This window comes from Pseudomonas sp. JDS08PS003, from assembly GCF_045013505.1.
Taxonomy (GTDB): Bacteria; Pseudomonadota; Gammaproteobacteria; order Pseudomonadales; family Pseudomonadaceae; genus Aquipseudomonas; species Aquipseudomonas protegens_B.
The window spans coordinates 133,331-156,248 of record NZ_CP120724.1; the positions used below are offsets into that span (position 1 = coordinate 133,331).

Consider the following 22,918-nt stretch of genomic DNA (forward strand, 5'->3'; position numbering starts at 1 on the left):
TCTTCCCCTTGGATTATTGGTTTTGGCAGGGTTGTGGATAACGAGCCTTGCGCTCCAGATCGTCGAGGTCGATGTGGTTGCGCATGTATTGCGCACTGGCATCTACCAGCGGCTGGTGATCCCAGCTCTTGCGCGTGCCCCGGCCCAGGGCGTCGGCCACCAGGCGGCGCCGGCGCTGGCTGGCCAGGACCTGTTGGTGAAGGGTGGGGATGTTCCACTTGGTCCGGGCTTCGGCGAGGAAAGCGTCGAACAGTGCTCGATGCTCGGCCGACTGGCTGAGGTCGCGGTGCTCCTGCGGGTCGTTGGCTACATCGAAGAGTAGGCAGGGGTCGTCTTCGCTGTAGATGAATTTGTAGGCGCCCCGACGAATCATCATCAGCGGGCTGATGGTGCCTTCGGCCATGTATTCGCCGAACACCTCATCGTGGCCGCCCTGCCCCAGCAGATGGGGGACCAGGGAGCGGCCGTCCAGGGGCAGGTCCGCCTCTACGCGGCCGCCGGCCAGTTCCACCAGGGTCGGCAGCAGGTCGGCGGTGGAGACGGCCGCGCTGACTCGCCCGGCGGCGAACTGCCCCGGTGCGCAGATCAACAGCGGCACCCGAGCGGCCATTTCGAACCAGTGCATTTTGTACCAGAGGCCACGCTCTCCGAGCATGTCACCGTGGTCGCCGGAAAACACGATCAGGGTGTCGTCCGCCAGCCCGGTGTCTTCCAGGGTCTGCAGCAGTTTGCCGACGTTGCTGTCGATGTAGCTGCAGGCGCCGAAGTAGGCCCGTCGCGCATCGCGGATCTTATCCACAGGCAGAGGCTTGCCCCACAGGTCGTAGACCTTGAGCAGGCGCTGGGAATGTGGGTCCAGTTCGCTTTGCGGTGGGGTCTGGGGCAGTGGGATTTCGTCGTCGCGGTACAGATCCCAGAAGGCCTTGGGAATGGTGTAGGGATCGTGGGGGTGGGTCATGGACACCGTCAGGCAGAACGGCTGGTCGCCGTCCTCGCGGACATGGTCGAACAGGTACTGCTGGGCCTTGAACACCACCTCTTCATCGAAATCCAGCTGGTTGGTGCGCACGCAGGGCCCGGCCTGCAGCACCGAGGACATGTTGTGGTACCAGCTGGGACGCACTTGGGGCTCATCCCAGTTCACTGCCCAGCCGTAGTCGGCGGGGTAGATATCGGTGGTCAGGCGCTCTTCATAACCGTGCAACTGATCCGGGCCGCAGAAGTGCATCTTGCCCGACAGCGCGGTGCGGTAGCCCAGGCGCCGCAGGTAGTGGGCGTAGGTGGGCACGTCGGCGGGAAAGTCCGCGGCGTTGTCATAGGCGCCGATCCTGCTCGGCAACTGCCCGCTGACCAGGGTAAAGCGCGACGGTGCGCACAGCGGGCTGTTGCAGTAGGCGGCATCGAACACCACGCCCTGGGCGGCCAGGCGGCTGAGGTGCGGCAGCTTGATCGGCGATGAACCGTAGAACGGCAGCAAGGGCGCGGCCATCTGGTCGGCCATGATGAAAAGAATGTTCTTGCGCTTCATGGATTCGCGGCATTCCATAGTCGATGGTTATGCGAAAGTGCTGCAATCGAGCATGGATTCCATGTCTTTGGCGGTAAAGCCCATGCACGGCAATGACTAGGATAAGCACAGCTTATGTATGAAGCCCTTGGTGACCTGTCCCTGGACCTGCTCCGGGTGTTTGAAGCAGCGGCCCGTTTGCGCAGCTTCACCGCTGCAGCGGTGGAACTGGGTACGACCCAGCCGGCCATCAGCCAGCAGATCAAACGGTTGGAGGAGCGGTTGAACGTGCGCCTGTTCGACCGGATCTACCGCGGTATCGAACTGACCGAGTCCGGCGCCTTGTTACTGGAACAGGTGCAGCTTGGTTTGCAGAGCATCGATGCCGGCCTCAGTGCCCTCAGCCAGCAGCATCAGCACGAGGTGCTGCAGGTGGCCACGGACTTCGCCTTTGCCGCCTATTGGCTGATGCCGCGCCTGCATCGCTTTCATCAGGCCAACCCCCAGGTGGACGTCAGCCTGGTGACCAGTGAACGCAGTCACAGCATGCTGCGCAGCGATATCGACGTGGCGGTGCTGTTCGGCGATGGGCGTTTCAAGCACGGCGAAAGTCGCTGGCTGTTCAGCGAAGAAGTGTTTCCGGTGTGCAGCCCGTTGCTGCTCAAGGACCGCGCCGCGCCCTTGTCTGTGCATTCCCTGCCGGAGTTGCCACTGCTGCACCTGCGGGGCGAGAACAGCAGCCACTGGTTCGACTGGAGCGGGGTGTTTCGCGAGCTGGGCCTGGCCAGCGCCCCGGCCCCCGGGCAATTGCGTTTCGACAACTACACCTTGCTGATACAGGCGGCCATCGGCGGCCAGGGCGTGGCCATCGGCTGGCGTCATCTGGTGGACAACCTGCTGGAGCAGGGCCTGCTGTGCCGGCCCATCGCCGAGACCCTGATCTCCCGCTATGGCTACTACGTGGTGCTGCCCCAGCGTAAGCGCCGTGGCCCGTTGATCCAGCGTTTCGTCGACTGGCTGATGAGCGAGCAGGTCGGCAGCGCCCAATCCCTCAAGGGGCTGTCGTTGCCGTCCATTGCCTTGTAGGCGGCGCCTTGAACAGGCTCAACAGGGACAGTGCGCCGTTGCCCAGGCACACCAGCGACACCGACACCACCGCCAGGAAGGCCAGGTATTCCCAGCCGCCGCCCGGGCTGGTGTAGATCCAGCCATGGGCGCCGTGGACGAAGACAATGGCCCCCAGCAGCATCGGCAGCAGACCCAGAGCGATCCAGCGCACGCCGACCCCGAGTATCAGCAACAAGCCCCCCACCAGCTCGGTGCACACCGCCGGGTAGGTCATCCACTCGGGCATGCCGGTGGCGCTGAACAGCTTGAGGGTGCCCGGCCAACCCAGGACCAGGACTTTGAACAGCGCATGGGCGATGTACATGGCGCCCAGGGCCAGGCGCAGGAACAGGGCGGCCCATTGTTCCGGTGCCGAGAGTGGTGATGCGATTGAGCGGGCAGGCATATGACAAGTCCTTGTGTGGTTGGGAGTGTTGCGGATTGCTGAGTGTTCAGCGGTTAAACGATGGCCACCGAGGCGCCGGCCAGTAGCAGCACGCCGACATGGACATTGCTGCGGAACAGCTCGTTGCAGGGGGCCGGGCTGTCCGGGTCGAACTGGCTGAGCTGGTACGCCAGGGACAATGAAATCGGTAGCAGCACAATGAAGAACCCGGGGTTGGCCCCGGCCAGCAGTCCGGCGGTGCACCAGCACAGCAAGGTCATGACGTAGAACCCGCCAATCCAGGTCTTGCCCCGTCCGGCGAACAGCGTCGCGGTGGAGCGCAGGCCCATTTTCAAGTCGTCATCACGATCGCTGTAGGCATAGAGCGTGTCGTAGCCCAACTGCCAGAACAGACAGCCCAGCCACAGCGCCAGCGCGCTGGGTTGCAGGCTGCCGGTGGTTTCCACACTGGCCATGAGCACGCCCCAGTTGAACACCGCGCCGAGAAACGCCTGGGGCCAGTGGGTGAAGCGTTTGAACAGCGGGTAGATCAGGGTCAGCGGCACGCAGCCCAGGGCCAGCAGCACCGTCAGTGGTTGCAGCAATGGCAGCAATGTGGCCGCCAGCAGCAAGAGTACGACCAGGCAAGCCAGGGCCTGATTCAGGCTCAGTGAACCGTTGGCCAGGGGCCGCTGGCGGGTACGGTTGACCTGGGCGTCGAAGCGTCGGTCGAGGATGTCGTTGATGCAGCAGCCGGCACTGCGCATCAGCAGGGCGCCGAGGGCGAACACCAGCACGGTGCCGACCTGCGCAATACGCCCGGCGCAGAGTATCAATGCGGCCAGGGTCGGCAGCAGGGTCAGCCAGGTGCCGATGGGCCGGTCCAGGCGCATCAGGCGGGCGTAGGCCTGCCAGGATCGGGGCAGCCGGGTCGAGACCCAATCATGGGCGCGAATGTCATTGAGGTCGGGGCTTGCGGGCATCTTCGTTCCCTGAGCGTGAGCGCTGTCTTGATCGCAACTGACGACGAGGTTTTGCTGTTCAAAAAACACTCAGGTCATTTGCGTTCACTGAACTTCGGGCAAGCCGTAGCCGTGATCGCACTGTTTGATTTTCAGTGCCATCTGCTCGCTTGTCGGATGCGCTAAAGTTGCCCGCGCCCGCCCCTTGGGGCAAGGGAACAATCCGCAATAGCCTCCTGCAGGATATGCAATATGCTCCGTGATGAAGTGCCCCGCGTCCCGCGTATCGACCTCAACCTGCTACGGGTTTTCGATGCCGTCTATGAGGACCGCAGCATCCTGCTGGCCAGCAAGCGCCTGCATCTGAGCCAGTCGGCGGTCAGCCATGCCTTGACCCGGTTGCGTGAGTCCCTGCAGGACGAGTTGTTTATCCGCACGGCCAAGGGCATGCAGCCGTCGGCCCGTGCCGAGGCGATTGCCGGCCCGCTGCGCGAAGCGCTGCTGACCATTCAGCGCACGGTGGGCGTGGAGGCTTTCGACCCCGCCAGCGCAACGCGTACCTTCACCCTTGCAGCCAATGACTATCTGAGTTCGGTGCTGCTGGCTCCGCTGTTGCGGCGCCTGGCCCAAGAGGCACCGGGGGTGGACCTGGTGGTGCGCCCTGCGACCCGTCTGGATCTGGCCGAGCAGATCGACGTCGGGCGTATTGACCTGGCGGTCGGGGTGTTTGCCGAGCTGCCGCAACGGGTGCACAGCGCCTGTCTCTGGCAGCAGCAGGATGTGTTGCTGATGTGTCCCGATCATCCTTTGCTCGACCTGCCCGTGTTGACCCTTGAAGCCCTGGCGGATCAGCCGTTGATCACACTGTCGGTAGGCGGGCAGGAGGAAGGTGCGGTCAACGGCTACATTCTTGAGCGCGGTATTGCCCGGCAGTCGGAGATGTTCGATCGCCAGCGCCTGGAGCAGGCGCTGTCGGCGATTGGCCGCAGCCCCCAATACAAGGTCACCCTGCCCCATGCCCTGGTGTTGCCGCAGTTGCTGGAACAGTCTCGGTTGGTGGCGATTGTGCCGGGGCCACTGGCCCGGGCCTTCGAGCAGCGCTTTGAGCTGTGTCAGCGGGCGCTGCCGCTGGAGGTTGAGCCGTCGTCGCTGTTGGCGATCTGGCATGGGCGCAACACTGCGGACCCGGCCCATCTCTGGTTGCGCCAGCAGTTGCTGGAGGTGGCAGGAGCGTTGGCGCAACCGCTTTGAGCTGCTCGGCTTTCGGTGTTTTCATGGGGCCGGTGTTTTTTCCACAGAGGGGGCTCAGCCTCTGTGACGAGCCTTGAAGGTTGGTCTTTTATCGCGAGGGTTTGCATGCAACGGATCAAGGGCTATCACGCCCACGTCTACTTTGACGCCAGCACCATCGACCAGGCGCGGGCCTTGTGCGAGCAGGCCGCGCAGCTGTTTGACCTGAAAATGGGCCGGGTCCACGAGCGGCCGGTGGGGCCCCATCCAGACTGGAGTTGCCAGTTGGCGTTCGCCCCCGAGGTGTTTGCCCAGGTAGTGCCGTGGCTGGCCCTCAATCGCCAGGGGCTGGTGGTGTTCCTGCACCCGGATACCGGGGACGATTTGCTGGATCACACCGATCATGCGATCTGGATGGGGGCCATGCGGCCGCTGGATCTGACCGGGTTCTAAGGGGCCGGTGATTCCTCGTGCACACAATGCAAAAAGGGGGCGCAACCTTGGTTGCGCCCCCTGATCTTGCGGTTTGGTCTTTACCTTCAGCTGACCCGAGCCTGACGTACGCCTTCGGAGAGGGCTGCGCACAGGCTCAGGACGCCATCCACCGCTTGCTCGGAAGACTCGGCATTGGCGATGTGGTCGATCAGCGCCGAGCCCACGACCACGCCGTCTGCCAGACGGGCGATGGCGGCGGCCTGCTCCGGGGTGCGGATGCCGAAACCGATGCTGATCGGCAGGTCGGTGTGGCGCCGCAGGCGGGTCACGGCCTCTTCCACATGCTCCAGGGTGGCGGCACCGGCACCGGTGACCCCGGCTACCGAGACGTAGTAGACAAAACCGGAGCTGCCGGCGAGCACCTTCGGCAGGCGCGCATCGTCGGTGGTCGGGGTGGTCAGGCGGATGAAGTCGATGCCGGCGGTCTGGGCCGGATCGCACAGCTCGCTGTTATGTTCCGGCGGCATGTCCACCACGATCAGGCCATCGACACCGGCTGCCTTGGCGTCGGCGATGAAGCGCGGCACGCCGTAGTGGTGGATTGGATTGAAGTAGCCCATCAGCACCAGCGGCGTGTCGCGGTTGCCTTCGCGGAACTCGCGGACCATCTGCAGGGTTTTCGCCAGGTTTTGCTTGGCCCCCAGTGCCCGGATGTTGGCCAGTTGGATCGCCGGGCCGTCGGCCATCGGATCGGTGAAGGGCATGCCCAGTTCGATCACGTCGGCACCCGCCGCGGGCAGGCCCTTGAGGATCGCCAGGGAGGTGTCGTAGTTCGGGTCACCCGCGGTGACGAAGGTCACCAGGGCGGCGCGGTTCTGTTGTTTCAGCTCGGCAAAGCGGGTTTGCAGGCGGCTCATCAGTGTTTCTCCTGCTGGGACTGTTGCATGTGGTGCATGACGGTCTGCATGTCTTTGTCGCCACGGCCCGAGAGGTTGACCACCATCAGGTGATCCTTGGGCAGGGTCGGTGCGCGCTTGAAGACCTCGGCCAGGGCGTGGGCACTTTCCAGGGCCGGGATGATGCCTTCCAGACGGCAGCACTGGTGGAATGCGGCCAGGGCTTCGTCGTCGGTCACCGAGGTGTATTCGACGCGGCCGATGTCGTGTAACCAGGCGTGTTCCGGGCCGATGCCGGGGTAGTCGAGGCCGGCGGAAATCGAGTGGGCGTCGATGATCTGGCCATCGTCGTCCTGCAGCAGGAAGGTGCGGTTACCGTGCAGCACGCCCGGTACGCCGCCGTTCAGGCTGGCGGCGTGCTTGCCGGTCTCGATGCCGTAGCCGGCGGCTTCAACGCCAATGATCTGCACGCTTTTATCGTCGAGGAACGGATGGAACAGGCCCATGGCGTTGGAGCCGCCGCCGATGCACGCCACCAGGCTGTCCGGCAGGCGGCCTTCCTGGGCTTGCATCTGCTCGCGGGTTTCCTTGCCGATCACTGCCTGGAAGTCGCGGACCATGGCCGGGTACGGGTGCGGGCCGGCCACGGTGCCGATCAGGTAGAAGGTGCTGTCGACGTTGGTCACCCAGTCACGCAGGGCTTCGTTCATCGCGTCTTTCAGGGTGCCGGTGCCGGCCACGACCGGGATCACTTCGGCGCCCAGCAGCTTCATGCGGAACACGTTGGCCTGTTGGCGCTCGATGTCGGTGGTGCCCATGTAGATCACGCAATCCAGGCCAAAACGCGCGGCCACGGTGGCGGTGGCCACGCCGTGCATGCCGGCGCCGGTCTCGGCGATGATGCGTTTCTTGCCCATGCGCCGGGCCAGGAGGATCTGGCCGATGCAGTTGTTGATCTTGTGCGCGCCGGTGTGGTTCAGCTCTTCGCGCTTGAGGTAGATCTTCGCGCCGCCGCAGTGTTCGGTCAGGCGTTCGGCGAAGTACAGCGGGCTCGGGCGGCCGACGTAGTCGCGCTGGAAGTAGGCCAGTTCCTTGAGAAATTCGGGATCTTGCTTGGCCTTTTCGTATTCACGGGCCAGGTCGAGGATCAGCGGCATCAGGGTTTCTGCCACATAACGGCCGCCGAACGCGCCAAACAGGCCGTTGTCGTCAGGACCATTACGCAATTGGGACTGGGTCATTGGAGCGCTCCCGGGGAAGTGTGTGGAATGACAAATTCGTGGAAGGACAATGGAGCCCACTCTACCCCTGACACTGGACCCTGAAAACCGATAAGATCGCCGCAACCTGTCAGGAAAACTCACCTATTCCATGAGCCGCGACCTGCCCCCCCTGAATGCCCTGCGGGCCTTCGAAGCCACTGCCCGGTTCAACAGTGTCAGCCAGGCTGCCGAACAACTGCACGTGACCCACGGCGCGGTCAGCCGGCAGTTGAAGGTGCTGGAAGAGCACCTGGGCCTGAGCCTTTTCGTCAAGGATGGCCGTGGCATTAAACTCACAGATTCCGGGGTTCGCCTGCGCGATGCCAGCAGCGAGGCCTTCGAGCGTCTGCGGGACGTCTGTGGCGAACTGACACGGGGCAGTGCCGATGCCCCCTTCGTTCTCGGCTGCTCCGGCAGCCTGCTGGCGCGCTGGCTGATTCCGCGCCTGGGGCGCCTGAACGCCGACTTGCCAGACCTGCGCCTGCACCTCTCCGCCGGTGAAGGAGACCTGGACCCCCGGCGCCCGGGCCTGGATGCCTTGCTGGTGTTTGCCGAGCCCCCCTGGCCGGCGGACATGCAGGTCTATGAGCTGGCCAGCGAGCGAATCGGGCCGGTGCTCAGCCCGCGCTATGCCGGTTATTCGCGCTTGCGCGAAGCGCCGGCGGCGGCCCTGGCGGCAGAATCGTTGCTGCACACCACCTCGCGCCCACAGGCCTGGCCCAGTTGGGCACGGCACAACGGCATCAGCGCCGAGGGGCTGAAGTACGGGCAGGGTTTCGAGCACTTGTATTACTTGCTGGAAGCGGCCGTGGCCGGGCTGGGCGTGGCAATCGCTCCAGAGCCGTTGGTGGCTGAAGACTTGCTGGCGGGCAGGCTGGTTGCCCCGTGGGGGTTTTCCGACACCCCGGGGCAACTGGCGCTGTGGTTACCCAAGCGCGCCGCCGATGGGCGCGCCCGGCAATTGGCGCAGTGGTTGAAAAACGAACTGCGCCAGGCGCTTTAGTTGCCGCGCTTGCACAGCAGGTAGGCAGCCAACAGGCCAATGGCGCCGACGGCCACACCTGCGGTGGTCCAGGGATGTTCCTGGGCGTAGTCGCGGGTGGCGATCCCGGTTTCACGGGTTTTGACTTTGACTTCTTCATAGGCATCGCTGAGCAGGCTGCGCGAGTGCTTCAGCGCGCTCTCGGCGTTGCCCTTGAGGGCCTTGAGGGTTTTGCGCGATTCGTCAGTCGCATCGTCCTTGAGGCTTTCCAGGGATTTGAGCAGGCTTTCGATCTCGGCTTCCATACTTTCCAGTGAGGCTTTGCGTAACGAGGTGTTGGCCATGTCGGCTCTCCTGCGGGGTGATGAATAGGCTGTGTAGGTTCCGACTGCGGCCTGTTGGGAAAGTGCAGAAAATCTGAACTTACCCCTTGGCATTGGCGCCCCAAGTAATAAGAAAAATCACTGCTAGGCTGTATTTCACAGCTAAAAAGGAGAGCGCCATGACCGATCATCACACCTACAAGAAAGTCGAACTGGTGGGTTCGTCGCCGAACAGCATCGAAGAGGCAATCAACAACGCGCTGGCCGAGGCGCACAAGAGCATCAAGCACCTGGAGTGGTTCGAAGTGACCGAAACCCGGGGTCATATCAAGGACGGCAAAGCGGCGCATTTCCAGGTCACCCTCAAGGTAGGTTTCCGGATTGCCAATAGTTGAAAGCTTGGGCTAGGCTCTGGAACTTGTGCGCTGGCCGAGTGCCATAGGAAGTGGCAAAGCGCTACAACTGTCTTGAGCCTCTGTCAGGCTGGCTTCAACGCCGCCTCTTTTGATCCGACCAGGGAATGTGACCGATGAAAAAACTAGTATTAGCTGCTGCTTTGTTGAGTCTTGCGGGAACTGCCCTTGCCGCCGGCAAGCCGTGCGAAGAGCTGAAAAGCGAGATCGCCGCGAAGATCGATGCCAAGGGCGCCACCCATTATTCGCTGGAAGTGGTCGACAAAGGCGCGGCGGCTGACGGCAAAGTGGTTGGCTCCTGCGAAGCCGGCACCAAGGAGATTGTCTACAAGCGCGGTTGAGCCTTTGTAGAAGCCCATTGAAAAGCCGACGCATCAGCGTCGGCTTTTTTGTGCCCGAAAGCCGCCTTAGCCCTTCATCACCTGTGCCAGCAACTCATAGGAGTGCAGGCGATCGGCGTGTTCGTACAGGTCACAGGTAAAGATCAGTTCATCGGCACCGGTCTGCTCGATCAGCACCTCCAGTTTGGCGCGGATCTTCGCTGGGCTGCCGATCATCGCCAACCCGAGGAAACTCGACACCGCCTCCTTCTCATGGGGCAGCCACAGGCCGTCCATGCTGTTGACCGGTTTGCGCTGGACCAGGCTCTGGCCGCGCATCAGGGCGAGAATCCGCTGGAACACCGAGGTGGCCAGGTAATCCGCGTGTTCATCGGTATCCGCCGCTACCAGAGGCACACCCAGCATCACGTAAGGCTTGTCGAGCACCGCGGAAGGCTTGAAGTGATTGCGATAGACGCGAATCGCCTCATGCATGTAGCGCGGTGCGAAATGCGAGGCGAAGGCGTAGGGCAAACCGCGCTCTCCGGCCAATTGCGCACTGAACAGGCTGGAGCCCAGCAGCCACACCGGTACGTTGGTGCCGGTGCCCGGCACCGCGATCACCCGTTGCTCCGGAGTACGCGGGCCCAGGTAGGCCATCAGTTCCGCCACGTCCTCGGGGAAATCGTCGGCGCTGCCGGAGCGTTCCCGGCGCAAGGCGCGGGCGGTCATCTGGTCGGAGCCCGGGGCGCGACCCAGGCCCAGGTCAATGCGTCCCGGGTACAGGCTTTCCAGGGTGCCGAACTGTTCGGCGATCACCAGCGGTGCGTGGTTGGGCAGCATGACCCCGCCGGAGCCGACGCGAATGCTCGATGTCCCGCCGGCCAGATAACCCAGCAACACTGAGGTGGCGGAGCTGGCGATGCCATCCATGTTGTGGTGTTCGGCGACCCAGAAGCGGGTGTAGCCGAACTTTTCCACGTGCTGCGCCAGGTCCAGGGAGTTGCGCAGGGATTGCGCCGGGCTGCCGTCTTCACGGACGGGCACCAGATCGAGGGTCGAGAATTTAACAGCGGACAGCGGTTTCATAGGCCTGCTTCTCCATAGGGGTGCAGGCCTTTGTCATGAGCCAAAACCTGCCGAAGTCTGTAAGTCAGACTCATGCAATGTGGGCATATACCCGAGTTTCAATAGTCAGAGTGAATTTGTCGGGTAAATAGACGTCGCGCACACCGGCTGAACTTTGCCGTCGGATCTATCCTCAGAACCCTTAGGCAACAGAAACAAGCGCGGTGCGACCCTTCGCACCGGTTCTTGAGGAGAAAGAGATGAGTATCAAAAAGAAAGCCTCGGCTCATTGGGAAGGTGATCTGAAAACCGGCATCGGCTCGATCTCGACCGAAACCGGGGTATTGCGCGAGGCGCCCTATGGCTTCAAGGCACGTTTTGAAGGTGGCAAGGGCACCAATCCGGAAGAGTTGATCGGCGCGGCCCATGCAGGCTGCTTCTCCATGGCGTTTTCGATGATTCTCGGTGATGCCGGGCTCAAGGCGGACAGCATCGATACCCAGGCAGAAGTGACCCTGGACCAGGTCGATGGCGGCTTCGCCATCACGGCGGTGCACTTGATCCTCAAGGCGAAGATCCCCGGTGCCAGCCAGCAGCAGTTCGAGGAGCTGAGCAACAAGGCCAAGGAGGGTTGCCCGGTGTCCAAGGTGCTCAACGCCAAGATCAGCCTGGAAGCGACGCTGCTGGGTTGATCGTTGCGCCGGCAAGCCGGCTCCTGCTTCAGTTGGTAGGAGCCGGCTTGCCGGCGAATGCGTCTGTGCGGCGGACAAGAACCTGTGGTCGAATACGCGACTGCGGCTTCAGCGCACGCTCGTGCGCGCCGTAGCAAGGGAGCTTGAGATCATGAAACGTTTTGCCTTGGCGGTTGTTTGTTGTGCGCTGGCCACATCGGCCTTCGCCGCCCCCAAGCCCTGCGAGGAACTCAAGGCCGAGATCGAAGCCAAGATCCAGGCCCAGGGCGTTGCCTCCTACACGCTGGAAATCGTCACCAATGACGAGGTCCATGACAACAACATGGTGGTCGGCAGCTGTGAAAACGGCACGAAGAAGATCATCTATCAAAAGAATGATCGCTGAGCCCTGTCAGGGCACGCAGTTGACCATGCGCTCCTCGGCGACGATCTCGCGCCTGGCGTTGTACAGCCGGGCGCTGGGGGTGAACGCCAGGTTGCGCGCTTCCAGACGATAGCGCTGGCCGGCTTCAAAATGGTCGTAGCGCAGGCTCAGGTAGCACAGTCGCTCCTGGGGATCGGTGGTCATGCCCATGCCGCCGCCGAACACTTCGAAGTCGAAACGCACCATCAGCTCGTGGCTGCCGGGGCTGACCTGGAAGAAACGACCGTCTTGCAGGCGCTGGTTGTCCAGGCGCTCGGCCATGACCAGCTTGCCCCCCGGCGTCGGCGTGGCCAGGTCGATCCAGGCCTGTTGCGGATCGACGCTGGGCAGGGGCGTGCTGCAGGCACTGAGGGTGGCAAGGGCAAGGATCAGCAGAAGTGGGCGCATGAGGGAGGCCGAATCAGCGAAAGGCCTTCAGCATAACGCCGATCAACTGCGCTGGCAGCCCGTCTGCTGGGCTTTGCCCGGCAGGGTGTGCTGCTCATCAGCTTGCAGGTGGCTGTCCTGGGACGGCGTGAGGTTGATCCAGGCTTGCGCCGGCTCCGGCAGTGAGCAGCAACACGCGCATGGCGAAACTCCAGGCTGGCGAGATAGTCTTGCGGGCAGACTCTCTGTGGATGATTCCAATTGAATAGGCCGCGTTCAAGCCATGGGTTACTTGATCCTCTTTTGCGCTTTTTGTTTTCGGCCCTAACGCTTTTGCTGCTCAACGGTTGCAGCAGCGTTGCCTATTACAGCCAGTTGGCCAGTGGCCAGATGCAGCTGTTGCGGGCTCGCACCCCGGTGGCCCAGGTGGTCGCCGACCCCACCCGCGACCCGACCCTGCGGGCCCATCTGGCCCAGTCGCAACAGGCCCGTACCTTTGCCAGCCAGCATCTGCACCTGCCGGATAACAACAGCTACCGGCTGTACGTCGACATCGGCCGGCCCTATGTGGTGTGGAACGTGTTCGCTACCCCGGAGTTTTCCCTGAGCCCGCAAACCCATTGCTTCCCCATTGCCGGGTGCGTGGCCTATCGCGGCTACTACAGCCAGGGCGCCGCTCGGGGCGAGGCGGCGTTGCAGCAGCAAAAAGGCATGGATGTGGCGATCGGCGGTGTGGAGGCCTATTCGACCCTGGGCTGGTTCGATGACCCGATCATCAGCTCGATGATGCATTGGGGCGATGAGCGTCTGGCGACCCTGATCTTTCATGAGCTGGCGCACCAGCGCTTCTATGTGAAGGACGACACCGAGTTCAATGAGTCCTTCGCTACCTTCGTCGAGCAGGAAGGCACCCGACAGTGGCGGGCCTATCGTGGGCTGCCGCCCCAGGACGACGCCGATGTTCGTCAACGGGATCAGTTCATCCAGCTGTTACTGGAGGCTCGCAAACGCCTGGAGCAGCTGTATGCCCAACCCTTGTCCGCCGAGCAGATGCGCCAGCGCAAGGCCCAGGAATTCGAGGTGCTGCGCCGGGATTATCGGCAGTTGCGGGACCGCGAGTGGGCCGGCTCCAAGCGCTATGACGCCTGGATCAACGCACCGTTGAACAACGCCCGGCTGCTGCCCTTCGGTCTGTACGACCAATGGGTGCCGGCGTTTGCCACGCTGTTCAAGGCGGTGAATGGCGACTGGCCGGCGTTCTTCCTTGCAGTGGAGAAGCTGGGGCGCCTGCCGGCCGCGCAGCGCAAGGCTGATTTGCTGAAGCTGCAGAGCGCCTTCGCCGGCAAGCCGGCACCCACACCGGAGCTGTAGCAGTCGGCTTGCCGGCGAACAGCGGTTCTAACGCCGCAAAAACGCCTGATGCAACTCGACCAGCGTCTCAAAATGATAGGCCGGAGCTTCTGCACTCAGCTCCTCACGGCTGCCGAATCCATACCCCACCGCCGCCGCATCCAGGCCATTGCGCTTGGCGCCGATCAGGTCGTGCTTGCGATCGCCGATCATCAGGGTGCTGGCGGGGTCCAGTTGTTCCTGCTCCAGCAAATGGGCGATCAGCTCCACTTTGTCGGTGCGGGTACCGTCCAGTTCGCTGCCGTAGATCACTTTGAAGTGGCGGGCGAAGTCGAAGTGGCGGGCGATTTCCCGGGCGAACACCCAGGGCTTGGAAGTGGCGATGTACAGCTGGCGCCCTTGCCCGCCGAGGGTTTCCAGCAGCGGCGCGACCCCGTCGAAGACCCGGTTTTCATACAGGCCGGTGACCTTGAAGCGTTCGCGATAGAAGTTCACCGCCTCCCAGGCCCGGGCTTCGTCGAAACCATAGAACTGCATGAAGGCCTGCAACAGTGGCGGGCCGATGAAGTGCTCGAGCTTGGTCAGGTCCGGCTCGTCGATCCCCAGCTTGCCCAGGGCGAACTGGATCGAGCGGGTAATGCCCTCGCGGGGATCGGTCAGGGTGCCGTCGAGGTCGAACAGGACGGTTTGGTAATGCATGGCAATTCCTCGGCAGTCAGTAGCAGATCAGGGACGGTCGTAGCCTTCGGCCAGGTGCAGGTCCTTGAGTTTCACGTAGTTGGCGGCGCTGTAGGTGAAGAAGGCGCGCTCCTTGTCGGTCAGCGGACGCGCCTGCTTCACCGGGCTGCCGACGTAGAGAAAGCCGCTTTCCAGGCGCTTGCCCGGCGGCACCAGGCTGCCAGCGCCGACGATGACATCGTCTTCCACCACCGCGCCGTCCATGACGATGCTGCCCATGCCGATCAGCACCCGGCTGCCGATGCTGCAACCGTGGAGCATGACTTTGTGGGCGATGGTCACGTCATCGCCGATCAGCAGCGGGAAACCCTCGGGGTTGAAGGGGCCGGCGTGGGTGATGTGCAGCACGCTGGCATCCTGCACGCTGGTGCGCGCGCCGATGCGGATGCGGTGCATGTCGCCGCGGATCACGGTCAGGGGCCAGACCGAGCTGTCGGCGCCGATCTCGACATCGCCGATGACCACGGCCGAGTGGTCGACAAAGGCCCGTTCGCCCAGGTTCGGGGTGTGGTTCTGGTAGCTGCGAATGGCCAAGTGCAAATGCCTCTCTGAGATTTATTAATGGGGGCTATAGCTGCGGTGGCTGTCGATTGTAATTAAGATGGCTCAATGTTTCTTCCAGCCAAGGTGCCCACCGTGAGTGTGAACAACCCTCTTCTGCAGCCCTACGACCTGCCGCCGTTCTCGGCGATCCGCGCCGAGCATGTGCAGCCTGCCATCGAACAGATCCTGGCTGACAACCGCGCCGCTATCGCTGAGATCCTCAAGACCCAGGCTACCCAGCCCACCTGGGCCGGCCTGGTGCTGGCCATGGACGAACTCAATGATCGCCTGGGTGCTGCCTGGAGCCCGGTCAGCCACCTCAACGCGGTGTGCAACAGCGCCGAACTGCGTGAAGCCTACGAGGCCTGCCTGCCGGCTCTGAGCGCCTATTCCACGGAAATGGGCCAGAACCGCGAGCTGTTCCAGGCCTTTGACGCCTTGGCCAAGAGCCCGGAAGCTGCCGGTTTCGACGTGGCTCAGAAGACCATCCTCGAACACTCCCTGCGGGATTTCCGCCTGTCGGGCATCGACCTGCCGCCCGAGCAGCAAAAGCGTTATGCCGAGGTGCAGAGCAAGCTGTCGGAGCTGGCCAGCCGTTTCTCCAACCAGTTGCTGGACGCTACCCAGGCCTGGACCAAGCACATCACCGACGTAGCGGCCCTGTCCGGGCTGACCGATTCGGCCAAGGCGCAGATGGCCGCCGCGGCCCAGGCCAAAGGCCTGGATGGCTGGCTGATCACCCTGGAATTCCCCAGCTACTACGCGGTGATGACTTACGCCCAGGACCGTGCCCTGCGCGAAGAAGTCTATGCCGCCTACTGCACCCGAGCGTCGGACCAAGGCCCTAATGCCGGTCAGAACGATAACGGCCCGGTGATGGAAGAGATCCTCGACCTGCGTCAGGAATTGGCCAAACTCCTGGGTTTTGCCAGCTTCTCCGAGCTGAGCCTGGCCACCAAGATGGCCGAGTCCAGCGATCAGGTGCTGAGTTTCCTGCGGGACCTGGCCAAGCGCAGCAAGCCGTTTGCCGCCCAGGACCTGGAACAGCTGCGGGCTTATGCCGCCGAACAGGGCTGCGCTGACCTGCAAAGCTGGGACAGTGGCTTCTACGGCGAGAAGCTGCGGGAACAACGTTACAGCGTGTCCCAGGAAGCCCTGCGGGCCTACTTCCCTATCGACAAGGTGCTCGGCGGCCTGTTCGCCATTGTCCAGCGCCTGTACGGCATCGAGATTGCCGAGCAGCAAGGCTTCGACAGCTGGCACCCGGATGTACGGCTGTTCGAAATCAAGGAAAACGGCCAGCACGTCGGCCGCTTCTTCTTCGACCTCTATGCCCGCTCCAACAAGCGTGGCGGTGCCTGGATGGACGGTGCCCGCGACCGTCGCCGCACGGTTGACGGTGTGTTGCAGAGCCCGGTGGCCAACCTGGTGTGCAACTTCACCCCGGCCGATAGCGGCAAGCCTGCACTCTTGACCCACGACGAAGTCACCACCCTGTTCCACGAGTTCGGTCACGGCCTGCACCACCTGCTGACCCGGGTCGAGCATGCCGGTGTCTCCGGGATCAACGGCGTGGCCTGGGACGCGGTGGAACTGCCGAGCCAGTTCATGGAGAACTGGTGCTGGGAGCCGGAAGGCCTGGCACTGATTTCCGGCCACTACGAAAGCGGCGAACCGCTGCCCCAAGACCTGCTGCAGAAGATGCTCGCGGCGAAGAACTTCCAGTCCGGGCTGATGATGGTGCGCCAGTTGGAGTTCTCCCTATTCGACTTCGAACTGCACGCCACTCACGGCGACGGCCGCAGCGTGCTGCAAGTGCTGGAAACCGTGCGCGACGAGGTTTCGGTGATGCGTCCGCCGGCCTACAACCGCTTTCCCAACAGCTTCGCCCACATCTTCGCTGGCGGTTATGCCGCGGGTTACTACAGCTACAAGTGGGCGGAAGTGCTGTCGGCCGATGCCTTCTCCAAGTTCGAGGAAGACGGTGTGCTCAACCCGGCCACCGGGCGAGCGTTCCGTGAGGCGATCCTGGCCCGTGGCGGCTCCCAGGAGCCGATGGTGCTGTTCGTCGATTTCCGCGGACGGGCGCCGTCGATTGACGCACTCTTGCGCCACAGCGGCCTCAGCGAGGACGCGGCAGCATGAGTGACGCACCCGTGAAGACCAAGAAACGCTTTATCGCCGGGGCGGTGTGCCCGGCGTGCAGTGAGCAGGACAAGCTGATGATGTGGAGTGAGGACGACGTACCCCATCGCGAGTGCGTGGCCTGTGGCTACTCCGACACCCTCAACGAGCAGGGCCTGTCGGTGCCCAAGGAACTCGGGACCCGGGTCAATAGCGCGACGCCCAAAGTGGCTGACACCAAGGTGCAATCGGTGCAGTTCTTCCCCAACCCCAAGTTGAAGAAAAAAACCGACTGACCACGCAAGAAAAAGCCGGCTCCCCTGCAGGAGCCGGCTTGCCGGCGAATCGACTCGCCCCCTTCCCTCGTCCCCTGCGCTTTCGCGAGCACGCTCGCTCCTACACAGGCTGTTGTGCTCAGTGGCTCAGTGGCTCAGCGGTTTGCTGACCCCCACCGTCTCGAACCAGCTCTTCACCGAACAGGTGGCGAACACGCTGGTGCTGCAATCACCGTTGGCCAGCGCGGTGCGCAGTTTGTCGACATCGGCCTGCATCATGTAGCGAATGCCGTCCTTGAAGTGGGAACTGTCGCCAAACCCGCCTTGGGTCATCTCATTCAGCGCTTCCTCTTTGCTCCAGCCCTGGACCACCACTCGATACATGGCGGACATCAGGCCGGTGCGGTCCGAACCATGTTTGCAGTGCATCAGCACCGGGCCTTGGGCTTCGGCGCTCTGGATCGCGCGCAGGGCCTTGAGCACGTCGGCGTCGTCCACATGGTTGGTGCGATAAGGCAACTGCACTTGATGGATGCCGGGGGCTGACAGCCAGCTGGCGTCGGACTCCGGCAGGAAGTTGATCACGGTCCCTACCTTGAGTTGTTCCAGCAACGGCACGGCATCTTTGTCCGGCAGGGCGCTGCGGTACAGGGTCGGTGACATCTGGTACAGGTTGTACTGCTTCTCCACGGGCTGGGCCCATTGCCCCGGGCGGCTGGAGGGGGCATCGGCGGCCTGCGTCTGTGGGCCGGCCAGCAGCGCCAGCAACGACAGGCAAAGTGCAGGAATGAAGCGGGTTCTCGACATGTGCGGGGGTCACTGATGAGGGGGGACGATGCCCTGCAGTGTCGTGTCCGTCCGGTCAAAGCCCCGTGAGCCCACTGTCAAAGAAACGTGAAGCTGATACGTGATTTTCCGCCGCTTCTGATCTTTTTTTCGCCTGAAACGATTTATCCGAATGCTTAGCCTGCTACCATTTGTAACCAAATTTTGCTGATGTGTTGATAAAAACCGGGTCTTGCCCGGCTTTCTGCGTTGCCAAAACACAAAGTCGCGCCATGACGCGGCTGACCATTCCATCAATGCCTGATGAGGTGCACCCATGTCTGATCAAGATCGAGACAACCCGCGGCGTGAGTTTTTGCGTAAATCCTTGACCTTGATCCCTGTGGTCACTGTCGCCAGTACCGGCCTGGGCAGTTCCATGCTGGCGGCCGCCCCCGAGACTGCCGCCCCTGCCAGGCCGGTGGCGTCGGGCAAGCTGCCCAGCGGCAGCCAGAACTATGAGCCCAGTTACTTCAGTGCCGAAGAGTGGGCCTTCATCAAGGCGGCGGTGGAACGCCTGATCCCGGCGGACGAAATGGGGCCAGGTGCCCTGGAAGCCGGGGTGCCGGAGTACATCGACCGACAAATGAACACGCCCTACGCCGCCGGCGCCCTGTGGTACATGCAAGGCCCGTTCAAGGCCGACGCCGCGCCGGAGATGGGTTGGCAGAGCAAGCTGGTGCCCAAGGAGATCTATCGCCTGGGCATTGCCGCTGTGGATGCATGGTGCAAAGACCTCAAAGGTCATGTTTTTGCTGCGCAAGACAGCGCTACCCGAGACGCTTTGCTCAAGCAGCTGGAGGCCGGAACCCCGCAGTTCGATGCGCTCCCGGCCAAGCTTTTCTTCAATCTGCTGCTGCAGAACACCAAGGAAGGCTTCTTCAGCGATCCGATCCACGGTGGCAATAAAGGCCTGGTGGGCTGGACCCTGATCGGCTTTCCCGGCGCTCGCGCCGATTTCATGGATTGGGTGGAACGCAACGAGCAATACCCCTTCCCGGCAGTATCGATTCGCGGCGAGAGGGCTTGAGCATGGCAACAGTGATGAAGAAGGTCGACGCAGTGATCGTCGGTTTTGGCTGGACCGGCGCGATCATGGCCAAGGAGCTGACCGAAGCCGGGCTCAACGTGCTGGCGCTGGAGCGCGGGCCGATGCAGGACACCTACCCCGACGGCAGTTATCCCCAGGTGATCGACGAACTCACCTACAGCGTGCGCAAGAAACTCTTCCAGGACATTTCCAAAGAGACGGTGACCATCCGCCACAGCGTCAATGACGTGGCCCTGCCCAACCGGCAACTTGGCGCCTTCCTGCCGGGCAATGGTGTGGGCGGCGCCGGCCTGCACTGGTCCGGCGTGCACTTTCGGGTCGACCCCATCGAGCTGCGCATGCGCAGCCACTACGAAGAACGCTACGGTAAGAACTTCATCCCCAAGGACATGACCATCCAGGACTTCGGCGTCAGCTATGAAGAGCTGGAGCCGTTCTTCGACTATGCGGAAAAGGTCTTCGGCACTTCGGGTCAGGCCTGGACAGTGAAGGGCCAATTGGTGGGCGACGGCAAGGGCGGCAACCCTTATGCGCCGGATCGCTCGGACCACTTCCCCCTGGAGTCGCAGAAGAACACCTATTCCGCACAGCTGTTTCAGAAAGCAGCCAATGAGGTGGGTTACAAACCCTACAACCTGCCGTCGGCCAATACCTCGGGGCCTTACACCAACCCCTATGGCGCGCAGATGGGACCGTGTAACTTCTGCGGTTTCTGCAGTGGCTATGTCTGCTACATGTATTCCAAGGCATCGCCCAACGTGAACATTCTGCCGGCCCTCAAACCGCTGCCGAACTTCGAGTTGCGTGCCAATTCCCACGTGCTCAAGGTCAATCTCGACAGCAGCAAGACCCTCGCCACTGGCGTGACCTACGTCGATGGCCAGGGCCGGGAGATCGAACAGCCGGCGGATCTGGTGATCCTCGGCGCCTTCCAGTTTCACAACGTGCGCCTGATGCTGCTGTCGGGCATCGGCAAGCCCTACGACCCGATCACCGGTGAAGGTGTGGTGGGCAAGAACTTCGCCTACCAGAACATGGCCACCATCAAGGCCTACTTCGACAAGGACGTGCACACCAACAACTTCATCGGCGCCGGCGGCAACGGTGTGGCGGTGGACGACTTCAACGCCGACAACTTCGACCACGGTCCCCATGGTTTCGTCGGTGGTTCGCCGTTCTGGGTCAACCAGGCCGGCAGCCGGCCCATCGCCGGGACTTCCAACCCGCCGGGCACCCCGACCTGGGGCAGCGCCTGGAAGAAGGCCACCGCCGATTACTACACCCATCAGGTATCCATGGACGCTCACGGAGCGCATCAGTCCTACCGTGGCAACTACCTGGATCTGGACCCGGTGTACCGCGATGCCTACGGTTTGCCTCTGCTGCGGATGACGTTCGACTGGCAGGAAAACGACATCAAGATGAACCGTTTCATGGTCGAGAAGATGGGCAAGATCGCCGAGGCGATGAACCCCAAGGCCATTGCCTTGCTGGGCAAGAAGGTCGGTGAGCACTTCAACACCGCGTCCTACCAGACCACCCACTTGAACGGTGGCGCGATCATGGGCACCGACCCCAAGACCAGCGCCCTGAACCGCTACCTGCAAAGCTGGGACGTGCACAACGTCTTCGTTCCCGGGGCTTCGGCCTTTCCTCAGGGCCTGGGTTACAACCCTACGGGCCTGGTGGCGGCGCTGACCTACTGGTCGGCCCGGGCGATCCGCGAGCAGTACCTGAAAAACCCCGGCCCGCTGGTTCAGGCATAAGGAGCGATGACCATGAAAGCACTCGTTATCGCTACCCTGGCGCTGCTGGGCAGCGTCTCTGTCAACGCCGCCGAAGTGGATCAGCAAGCCCTGGTGCAGCAGGGCGAATACCTGGCCCGTGCCGGTGACTGCGTGGCCTGCCACACCGCCAAGGACGGCAAGCCGTTCGCCGGCGGGCTACCGATGGAAACCCCCATCGGGGTGATCTATTCCACCAATATCACCCCCGACAAGACCGGCATCGGTGACTACAGCTTCGAGGACTTCGACCAGGCCGTGCGCCATGGCGTGGCCAAGAACGGCAGCACCCTGTATCCGGCCATGCCCTTCCCGTCCTATGCCCGGGTCAGCGACGCCGACATGCAGGCGCTGTACGCCTACTTCATGAAAGGTGTGGCGCCAGTGGTCAGGGACAACCAGGACAGCGACATTCCCTGGCCCCTGAGCATGCGCTGGCCGCTGTCGATCTGGCGCTGGATGTTCGCCCCAAGTGTGGAGACCCCGGCGCTCGCGACCGGCAGCGATCCGGTGATCAGCCGCGGTGCCTACCTGGTGGAGGGCCTGGGCCACTGCGGCGCCTGCCATACACCACGGGCCCTGACCATGCAGGAGAAGGCCCTGAGCGCCAGCGAGGGCAGCGCCTTCCTCTCCGGCAGCGCACCGTTGGAGGGCTGGATCGCCAAGAGCCTGCGCGGTGACCACAAGGATGGCCTGGGCAGCTGGAGCGAAGAGCAACTGGTGCAGTTCCTCAAGACCGGCCGCAGTGATCGCAGTGCGGTGTTTGGCGGCATGAGCGATGTGGTGGTGCACAGCATGCAGTACATGAGCGAGAACGATCTGACGGCAATCGCCCGCTACCTCAAGTCCCTGCCTGCCAATGATCCCCAGGACCAGCCGCACCCGTACGACAAGCAGGTGGCCGAGGCCCTGTGGAAAGGTGACGACAGTCAGCCGGGCGCGGCGGTGTACATCGACAACTGCGCAGCCTGCCACCGTACCGACGGCCAGGGTTACACCCGGGTGTTCCCGGCGCTGGCGGGCAACCCGGTGCTGCAATCGGCGGATGCCACCTCGCTGATCCACATCGTGCTCAAGGGCGGCACCTTGCCGGCTACCCACAGCGCGCCTTCGACCTTCACCATGCCGCCCTTTGCCTGGCGCCTGTCGGACCAGGAGGTGGCCGATGTGGTCAACTTCATTCGCGGCAGCTGGGGCAACCAGGGTTCGGCGGTGAAGCCCGGGGATGTGGCGGCGCTGCGCAATGGCGACCTGCAGAGCACCTCCAATGATGATCTGGGGCAGGTCACCCGCCACTAGCCCCAAGGCCGGCGCTCGCTGCGGGCGCCGGTCCGGGGTGGCTGTTCAGCCCTGGGTGAAGCGCTGGATGCCCAAGCGGCTTTCCAGCTGATAGCCGGTGATGCAGTCCGCCAGACCTGCATTCGTCAGGTCCTCCCAGCTTGCGGGGAGCAGGCCGATGCCGTCGTGGTAGGGGCTCCAGCACACCTCGGCGAACTTCGGGTCCGCTTCATCGAAGGGGTGCTGGCCGCTCACCGCGGCCTTTTCGATGTCCTGGGTGCACAGCTCGAATTCACAGGCCAGGCCCCAGAGCTGGCCATCGGGCGCCCTGACGATGATCAGGTCGGCGCCTTGTTCGTAGCTGGGGAGGTAGGCATCCGCCGCGTAGAAGATCTTTTCCAGCCTGCCAAGTGTCCTGGGCATGTTTGCGCTCCTGTTCTTTGAGCCTGCCTTATACCCCAACGCCACAAAACTGTAGGAGCCGGCTTGCCGGCGAAGGTGCGGCCTGCGTCGCGCTGGGGAGCGTTCACTTGCGGGGGTGGGTTTCGGTCCGGCGGTGCTGGCCAGATAAATCCGAC

At 63.0% G+C, this 22,918-nt stretch carries 26 protein-coding genes; 14 read left to right on the top strand and 12 right to left on the bottom strand.

The genetic code is table 11. The features are described 5' to 3' along the window. Nucleotides 1-13: 13 nt before the first annotated feature. Entirely contained in the window at nt 14-1,528 is a 1,515-nt protein-coding gene (gene betC, locus P7C00_RS00635; RefSeq protein ID WP_404937975.1) for a choline-sulfatase, read from the bottom strand. Between the two features lie 114 nt (nt 1,529-1,642). Here betC and P7C00_RS00640 point away from each other — a divergent pair, with 114 nt between their 5' ends. Continuing rightward, entirely contained in the window at nt 1,643-2,593 is a 951-nt protein-coding gene (locus P7C00_RS00640) for a choline sulfate utilization transcriptional regulator (protein WP_404937976.1), read from the top strand. On the opposite strand, the gene P7C00_RS00645 is transcribed toward P7C00_RS00640, so the two are convergent. Then, a complete protein-coding gene (locus P7C00_RS00645; RefSeq protein WP_404937977.1) occupies nt 2,559-3,020 on the bottom strand; it encodes a DoxX family protein in 462 nt (153 codons plus the stop codon). The two genes, P7C00_RS00640 and P7C00_RS00645, sit on opposite strands and share 35 nt — an antisense overlap. A 53-nt stretch (nt 3,021-3,073) precedes the next feature. Further along, nucleotides 3,074-3,982 (bottom strand): 4-hydroxybenzoate octaprenyltransferase, encoded by a 909-nt coding sequence (gene ubiA, locus P7C00_RS00650; RefSeq protein WP_404937978.1) that lies wholly within the window; start codon nt 3,980-3,982, stop codon nt 3,074-3,076. Nucleotides 3,983-4,213: 231 nt separating this feature from the next. On the opposite strand from ubiA, the gene P7C00_RS00655 reads away from it, so the two are divergent. Next, the gene (locus P7C00_RS00655; protein WP_404937979.1) at nt 4,214-5,212 is read left to right on the top strand and encodes a LysR family transcriptional regulator; all 999 of its coding nucleotides are present in this window, start codon (nt 4,214-4,216) and stop codon (nt 5,210-5,212) included. Between the two features lie 105 nt (nt 5,213-5,317). After that, nucleotides 5,318-5,644, top strand: a complete 327-nt coding sequence (locus P7C00_RS00660) for a DOPA 4,5-dioxygenase family protein (protein WP_402894600.1) — start codon at nt 5,318-5,320, stop codon at nt 5,642-5,644. 86 nt (nt 5,645-5,730) lie between these two features. On the opposite strand, the gene trpA is transcribed toward P7C00_RS00660, so the two are convergent. Both trpA and trpB read right to left on the bottom strand, forming a co-directional pair. Next, nucleotides 5,731-6,543 (bottom strand): tryptophan synthase subunit alpha, encoded by an 813-nt coding sequence (trpA, locus tag P7C00_RS00665; RefSeq protein ID WP_404937980.1) that lies wholly within the window; start codon nt 6,541-6,543, stop codon nt 5,731-5,733. Continuing rightward, on the bottom strand, nt 6,543-7,763 hold the full coding sequence (gene trpB, locus P7C00_RS00670; protein WP_346634685.1) for a tryptophan synthase subunit beta: 1,221 nt from the start codon (nt 7,761-7,763) through the stop codon (nt 6,543-6,545). Before trpB ends, trpA begins: the two co-directional genes overlap by 1 nt. 130 nt (nt 7,764-7,893) lie before the next feature. Here trpB and P7C00_RS00675 point away from each other — a divergent pair, with 130 nt between their 5' ends. Continuing rightward, nucleotides 7,894-8,787 carry a LysR family transcriptional regulator gene (locus P7C00_RS00675; protein WP_404937981.1) on the top strand — a complete coding sequence of 298 codons (894 nt, stop codon included), beginning with the start codon at nt 7,894-7,896 and terminating at the stop codon, nt 8,785-8,787. Here P7C00_RS00675 and P7C00_RS00680 read toward each other — a convergent pair. Continuing rightward, nucleotides 8,784-9,110: a DUF883 family protein gene (locus tag P7C00_RS00680; RefSeq protein WP_346634683.1), complete on the bottom strand. Its 327-nt coding sequence runs from the start codon at nt 9,108-9,110 to the stop codon at nt 8,784-8,786. The genes P7C00_RS00675 and P7C00_RS00680 overlap by 4 nt on opposite strands. 158 nt (nt 9,111-9,268) lie before the next feature. Here P7C00_RS00680 and P7C00_RS00685 point away from each other — a divergent pair, with 158 nt between their 5' ends. Then, entirely contained in the window at nt 9,269-9,484 is a 216-nt protein-coding gene (locus P7C00_RS00685; protein WP_016965134.1) for a dodecin, read from the top strand. A 134-nt stretch (nt 9,485-9,618) separates the two neighbouring features. Beyond that, nucleotides 9,619-9,843 carry a DUF1161 domain-containing protein gene (locus tag P7C00_RS00690; RefSeq protein ID WP_102862460.1) on the top strand — a complete coding sequence of 75 codons (225 nt, stop codon included), beginning with the start codon at nt 9,619-9,621 and terminating at the stop codon, nt 9,841-9,843. 66 nt (nt 9,844-9,909) lie between these two features. On the opposite strand, the gene P7C00_RS00695 is transcribed toward P7C00_RS00690, so the two are convergent. Next, nucleotides 9,910-10,911 carry an LLM class flavin-dependent oxidoreductase gene (locus P7C00_RS00695; RefSeq protein ID WP_346634681.1) on the bottom strand — a complete coding sequence of 334 codons (1,002 nt, stop codon included), beginning with the start codon at nt 10,909-10,911 and terminating at the stop codon, nt 9,910-9,912. Between the two features lie 239 nt (nt 10,912-11,150). Here P7C00_RS00695 and P7C00_RS00700 point away from each other — a divergent pair, with 239 nt between their 5' ends. Both P7C00_RS00700 and P7C00_RS00705 read left to right on the top strand, forming a co-directional pair. Then, complete coding sequence (locus P7C00_RS00700; RefSeq protein ID WP_123723742.1) at nt 11,151-11,582, top strand: OsmC family protein; 432 nt, start codon at nt 11,151-11,153, stop codon at nt 11,580-11,582. 151 nt (nt 11,583-11,733) lie between these two features. Next, complete coding sequence (locus P7C00_RS00705) at nt 11,734-11,967, top strand: DUF1161 domain-containing protein (protein ID WP_102862463.1); 234 nt, start codon at nt 11,734-11,736, stop codon at nt 11,965-11,967. Between the two features lie 6 nt (nt 11,968-11,973). Here P7C00_RS00705 and P7C00_RS00710 read toward each other — a convergent pair whose 3' ends face one another. Further along, complete coding sequence (locus P7C00_RS00710; protein ID WP_346634680.1) at nt 11,974-12,393, bottom strand: hypothetical protein; 420 nt, start codon at nt 12,391-12,393, stop codon at nt 11,974-11,976. A gap of 282 nt (nt 12,394-12,675) precedes the next feature. Between P7C00_RS00710 and P7C00_RS00715 the strand changes: the two genes are divergently transcribed. After that, the gene (locus P7C00_RS00715; RefSeq protein ID WP_404937982.1) at nt 12,676-13,743 is read left to right on the top strand and encodes an aminopeptidase; all 1,068 of its coding nucleotides are present in this window, start codon (nt 12,676-12,678) and stop codon (nt 13,741-13,743) included. A 27-nt stretch (nt 13,744-13,770) separates the two neighbouring features. Here P7C00_RS00715 and P7C00_RS00720 read toward each other — a convergent pair whose 3' ends face one another. Together P7C00_RS00720 and P7C00_RS00725 are read right to left on the bottom strand one after the other, a co-directional pair. Next, nucleotides 13,771-14,421 (bottom strand): HAD family hydrolase, encoded by a 651-nt coding sequence (locus tag P7C00_RS00720; RefSeq protein WP_404937983.1) that lies wholly within the window; start codon nt 14,419-14,421, stop codon nt 13,771-13,773. 27 nt (nt 14,422-14,448) lie between these two features. Next, on the bottom strand, nt 14,449-14,994 hold the full coding sequence (locus P7C00_RS00725) for a gamma carbonic anhydrase family protein (protein ID WP_123723748.1): 546 nt from the start codon (nt 14,992-14,994) through the stop codon (nt 14,449-14,451). A 75-nt stretch (nt 14,995-15,069) separates the two neighbouring features. Here P7C00_RS00725 and prlC point away from each other — a divergent pair, with 75 nt between their 5' ends. Next, nucleotides 15,070-17,148, top strand: a complete 2,079-nt coding sequence (prlC, locus tag P7C00_RS00730; protein WP_404937984.1) for an oligopeptidase A — start codon at nt 15,070-15,072, stop codon at nt 17,146-17,148. Further along, nucleotides 17,145-17,423: a YheV family putative zinc ribbon protein gene (locus P7C00_RS00735; protein WP_047290196.1), complete on the top strand. Its 279-nt coding sequence runs from the start codon at nt 17,145-17,147 to the stop codon at nt 17,421-17,423. The genes prlC and P7C00_RS00735 overlap by 4 nt, the downstream gene beginning before the upstream one ends. A gap of 126 nt (nt 17,424-17,549) precedes the next feature. Here the strand turns inward: P7C00_RS00735 and P7C00_RS00740 are convergent, their stop codons facing one another. Then, complete coding sequence (locus P7C00_RS00740) at nt 17,550-18,209, bottom strand: tyrosine-protein phosphatase (protein WP_346634676.1); 660 nt, start codon at nt 18,207-18,209, stop codon at nt 17,550-17,552. Between the two features lie 295 nt (nt 18,210-18,504). Between P7C00_RS00740 and P7C00_RS00745 the strand changes: the two genes are divergently transcribed. The 3 genes from P7C00_RS00745 to P7C00_RS00755 are packed head-to-tail and all read left to right on the top strand — an operon-like array spanning nt 18,505 to nt 22,361. Further along, entirely contained in the window at nt 18,505-19,257 is a 753-nt protein-coding gene (locus P7C00_RS00745) for a gluconate 2-dehydrogenase subunit 3 family protein (RefSeq protein ID WP_346634675.1), read from the top strand. Between the two features lie 2 nt (nt 19,258-19,259). Beyond that, nucleotides 19,260-21,044, top strand: a complete 1,785-nt coding sequence (locus tag P7C00_RS00750; protein WP_346634674.1) for a GMC family oxidoreductase — start codon at nt 19,260-19,262, stop codon at nt 21,042-21,044. Between the two features lie 12 nt (nt 21,045-21,056). Further along, nucleotides 21,057-22,361: a c-type cytochrome gene (locus tag P7C00_RS00755; protein WP_404937985.1), complete on the top strand. Its 1,305-nt coding sequence runs from the start codon at nt 21,057-21,059 to the stop codon at nt 22,359-22,361. 45 nt (nt 22,362-22,406) lie between these two features. Here the strand turns inward: P7C00_RS00755 and P7C00_RS00760 are convergent, their stop codons facing one another. Continuing rightward, nucleotides 22,407-22,763 carry a hypothetical protein gene (locus P7C00_RS00760; protein WP_404937986.1) on the bottom strand — a complete coding sequence of 119 codons (357 nt, stop codon included), beginning with the start codon at nt 22,761-22,763 and terminating at the stop codon, nt 22,407-22,409. Between the last annotated feature and the right edge of the window lie 155 nt (nt 22,764-22,918).

Excerpts from the sequence above, each read along its gene's own strand:
- betC (WP_404937975.1), bottom strand. The coding sequence starts at position 1,528 with ATGAAGCGCAAGAACATTCTTTTCATCATGGCCGACCAGATGGCCGCG.
- P7C00_RS00640 (WP_404937976.1), top strand. The coding sequence starts at position 1,643 with ATGTATGAAGCCCTTGGTGACCTGTCCCTGGACCTGCTCCGGGTGTTT.
- P7C00_RS00645 (WP_404937977.1), bottom strand. The coding sequence starts at position 3,020 with ATGCCTGCCCGCTCAATCGCATCACCACTCTCGGCACCGGAACAATGG.
- ubiA (WP_404937978.1), bottom strand. The coding sequence starts at position 3,982 with ATGCCCGCAAGCCCCGACCTCAATGACATTCGCGCCCATGATTGGGTC.
- P7C00_RS00655 (WP_404937979.1), top strand. The coding sequence starts at position 4,214 with ATGCTCCGTGATGAAGTGCCCCGCGTCCCGCGTATCGACCTCAACCTG.
- P7C00_RS00660 (WP_402894600.1), top strand. The coding sequence starts at position 5,318 with ATGCAACGGATCAAGGGCTATCACGCCCACGTCTACTTTGACGCCAGC.
- trpA (WP_404937980.1), bottom strand. The coding sequence starts at position 6,543 with ATGAGCCGCCTGCAAACCCGCTTTGCCGAGCTGAAACAACAGAACCGC.
- trpB (WP_346634685.1), bottom strand. The coding sequence starts at position 7,763 with ATGACCCAGTCCCAATTGCGTAATGGTCCTGACGACAACGGCCTGTTT.
- P7C00_RS00675 (WP_404937981.1), top strand. The coding sequence starts at position 7,894 with ATGAGCCGCGACCTGCCCCCCCTGAATGCCCTGCGGGCCTTCGAAGCC.
- P7C00_RS00680 (WP_346634683.1), bottom strand. The coding sequence starts at position 9,110 with ATGGCCAACACCTCGTTACGCAAAGCCTCACTGGAAAGTATGGAAGCC.
- P7C00_RS00685 (WP_016965134.1), top strand. The coding sequence starts at position 9,269 with ATGACCGATCATCACACCTACAAGAAAGTCGAACTGGTGGGTTCGTCG.
- P7C00_RS00690 (WP_102862460.1), top strand. The coding sequence starts at position 9,619 with ATGAAAAAACTAGTATTAGCTGCTGCTTTGTTGAGTCTTGCGGGAACT.
- P7C00_RS00695 (WP_346634681.1), bottom strand. The coding sequence starts at position 10,911 with ATGAAACCGCTGTCCGCTGTTAAATTCTCGACCCTCGATCTGGTGCCC.
- P7C00_RS00700 (WP_123723742.1), top strand. The coding sequence starts at position 11,151 with ATGAGTATCAAAAAGAAAGCCTCGGCTCATTGGGAAGGTGATCTGAAA.
- P7C00_RS00705 (WP_102862463.1), top strand. The coding sequence starts at position 11,734 with ATGAAACGTTTTGCCTTGGCGGTTGTTTGTTGTGCGCTGGCCACATCG.
- P7C00_RS00710 (WP_346634680.1), bottom strand. The coding sequence starts at position 12,393 with ATGCGCCCACTTCTGCTGATCCTTGCCCTTGCCACCCTCAGTGCCTGC.
- P7C00_RS00720 (WP_404937983.1), bottom strand. The coding sequence starts at position 14,421 with ATGCATTACCAAACCGTCCTGTTCGACCTCGACGGCACCCTGACCGAT.
- prlC (WP_404937984.1), top strand. The coding sequence starts at position 15,070 with ATGTTTCTTCCAGCCAAGGTGCCCACCGTGAGTGTGAACAACCCTCTT.
- P7C00_RS00735 (WP_047290196.1), top strand. The coding sequence starts at position 17,145 with ATGAGTGACGCACCCGTGAAGACCAAGAAACGCTTTATCGCCGGGGCG.
- P7C00_RS00740 (WP_346634676.1), bottom strand. The coding sequence starts at position 18,209 with ATGTCGAGAACCCGCTTCATTCCTGCACTTTGCCTGTCGTTGCTGGCG.
- P7C00_RS00745 (WP_346634675.1), top strand. The coding sequence starts at position 18,505 with ATGTCTGATCAAGATCGAGACAACCCGCGGCGTGAGTTTTTGCGTAAA.
- P7C00_RS00750 (WP_346634674.1), top strand. The coding sequence starts at position 19,260 with ATGGCAACAGTGATGAAGAAGGTCGACGCAGTGATCGTCGGTTTTGGC.
- P7C00_RS00755 (WP_404937985.1), top strand. The coding sequence starts at position 21,057 with ATGAAAGCACTCGTTATCGCTACCCTGGCGCTGCTGGGCAGCGTCTCT.
- P7C00_RS00760 (WP_404937986.1), bottom strand. The coding sequence starts at position 22,763 with ATGCCCAGGACACTTGGCAGGCTGGAAAAGATCTTCTACGCGGCGGAT.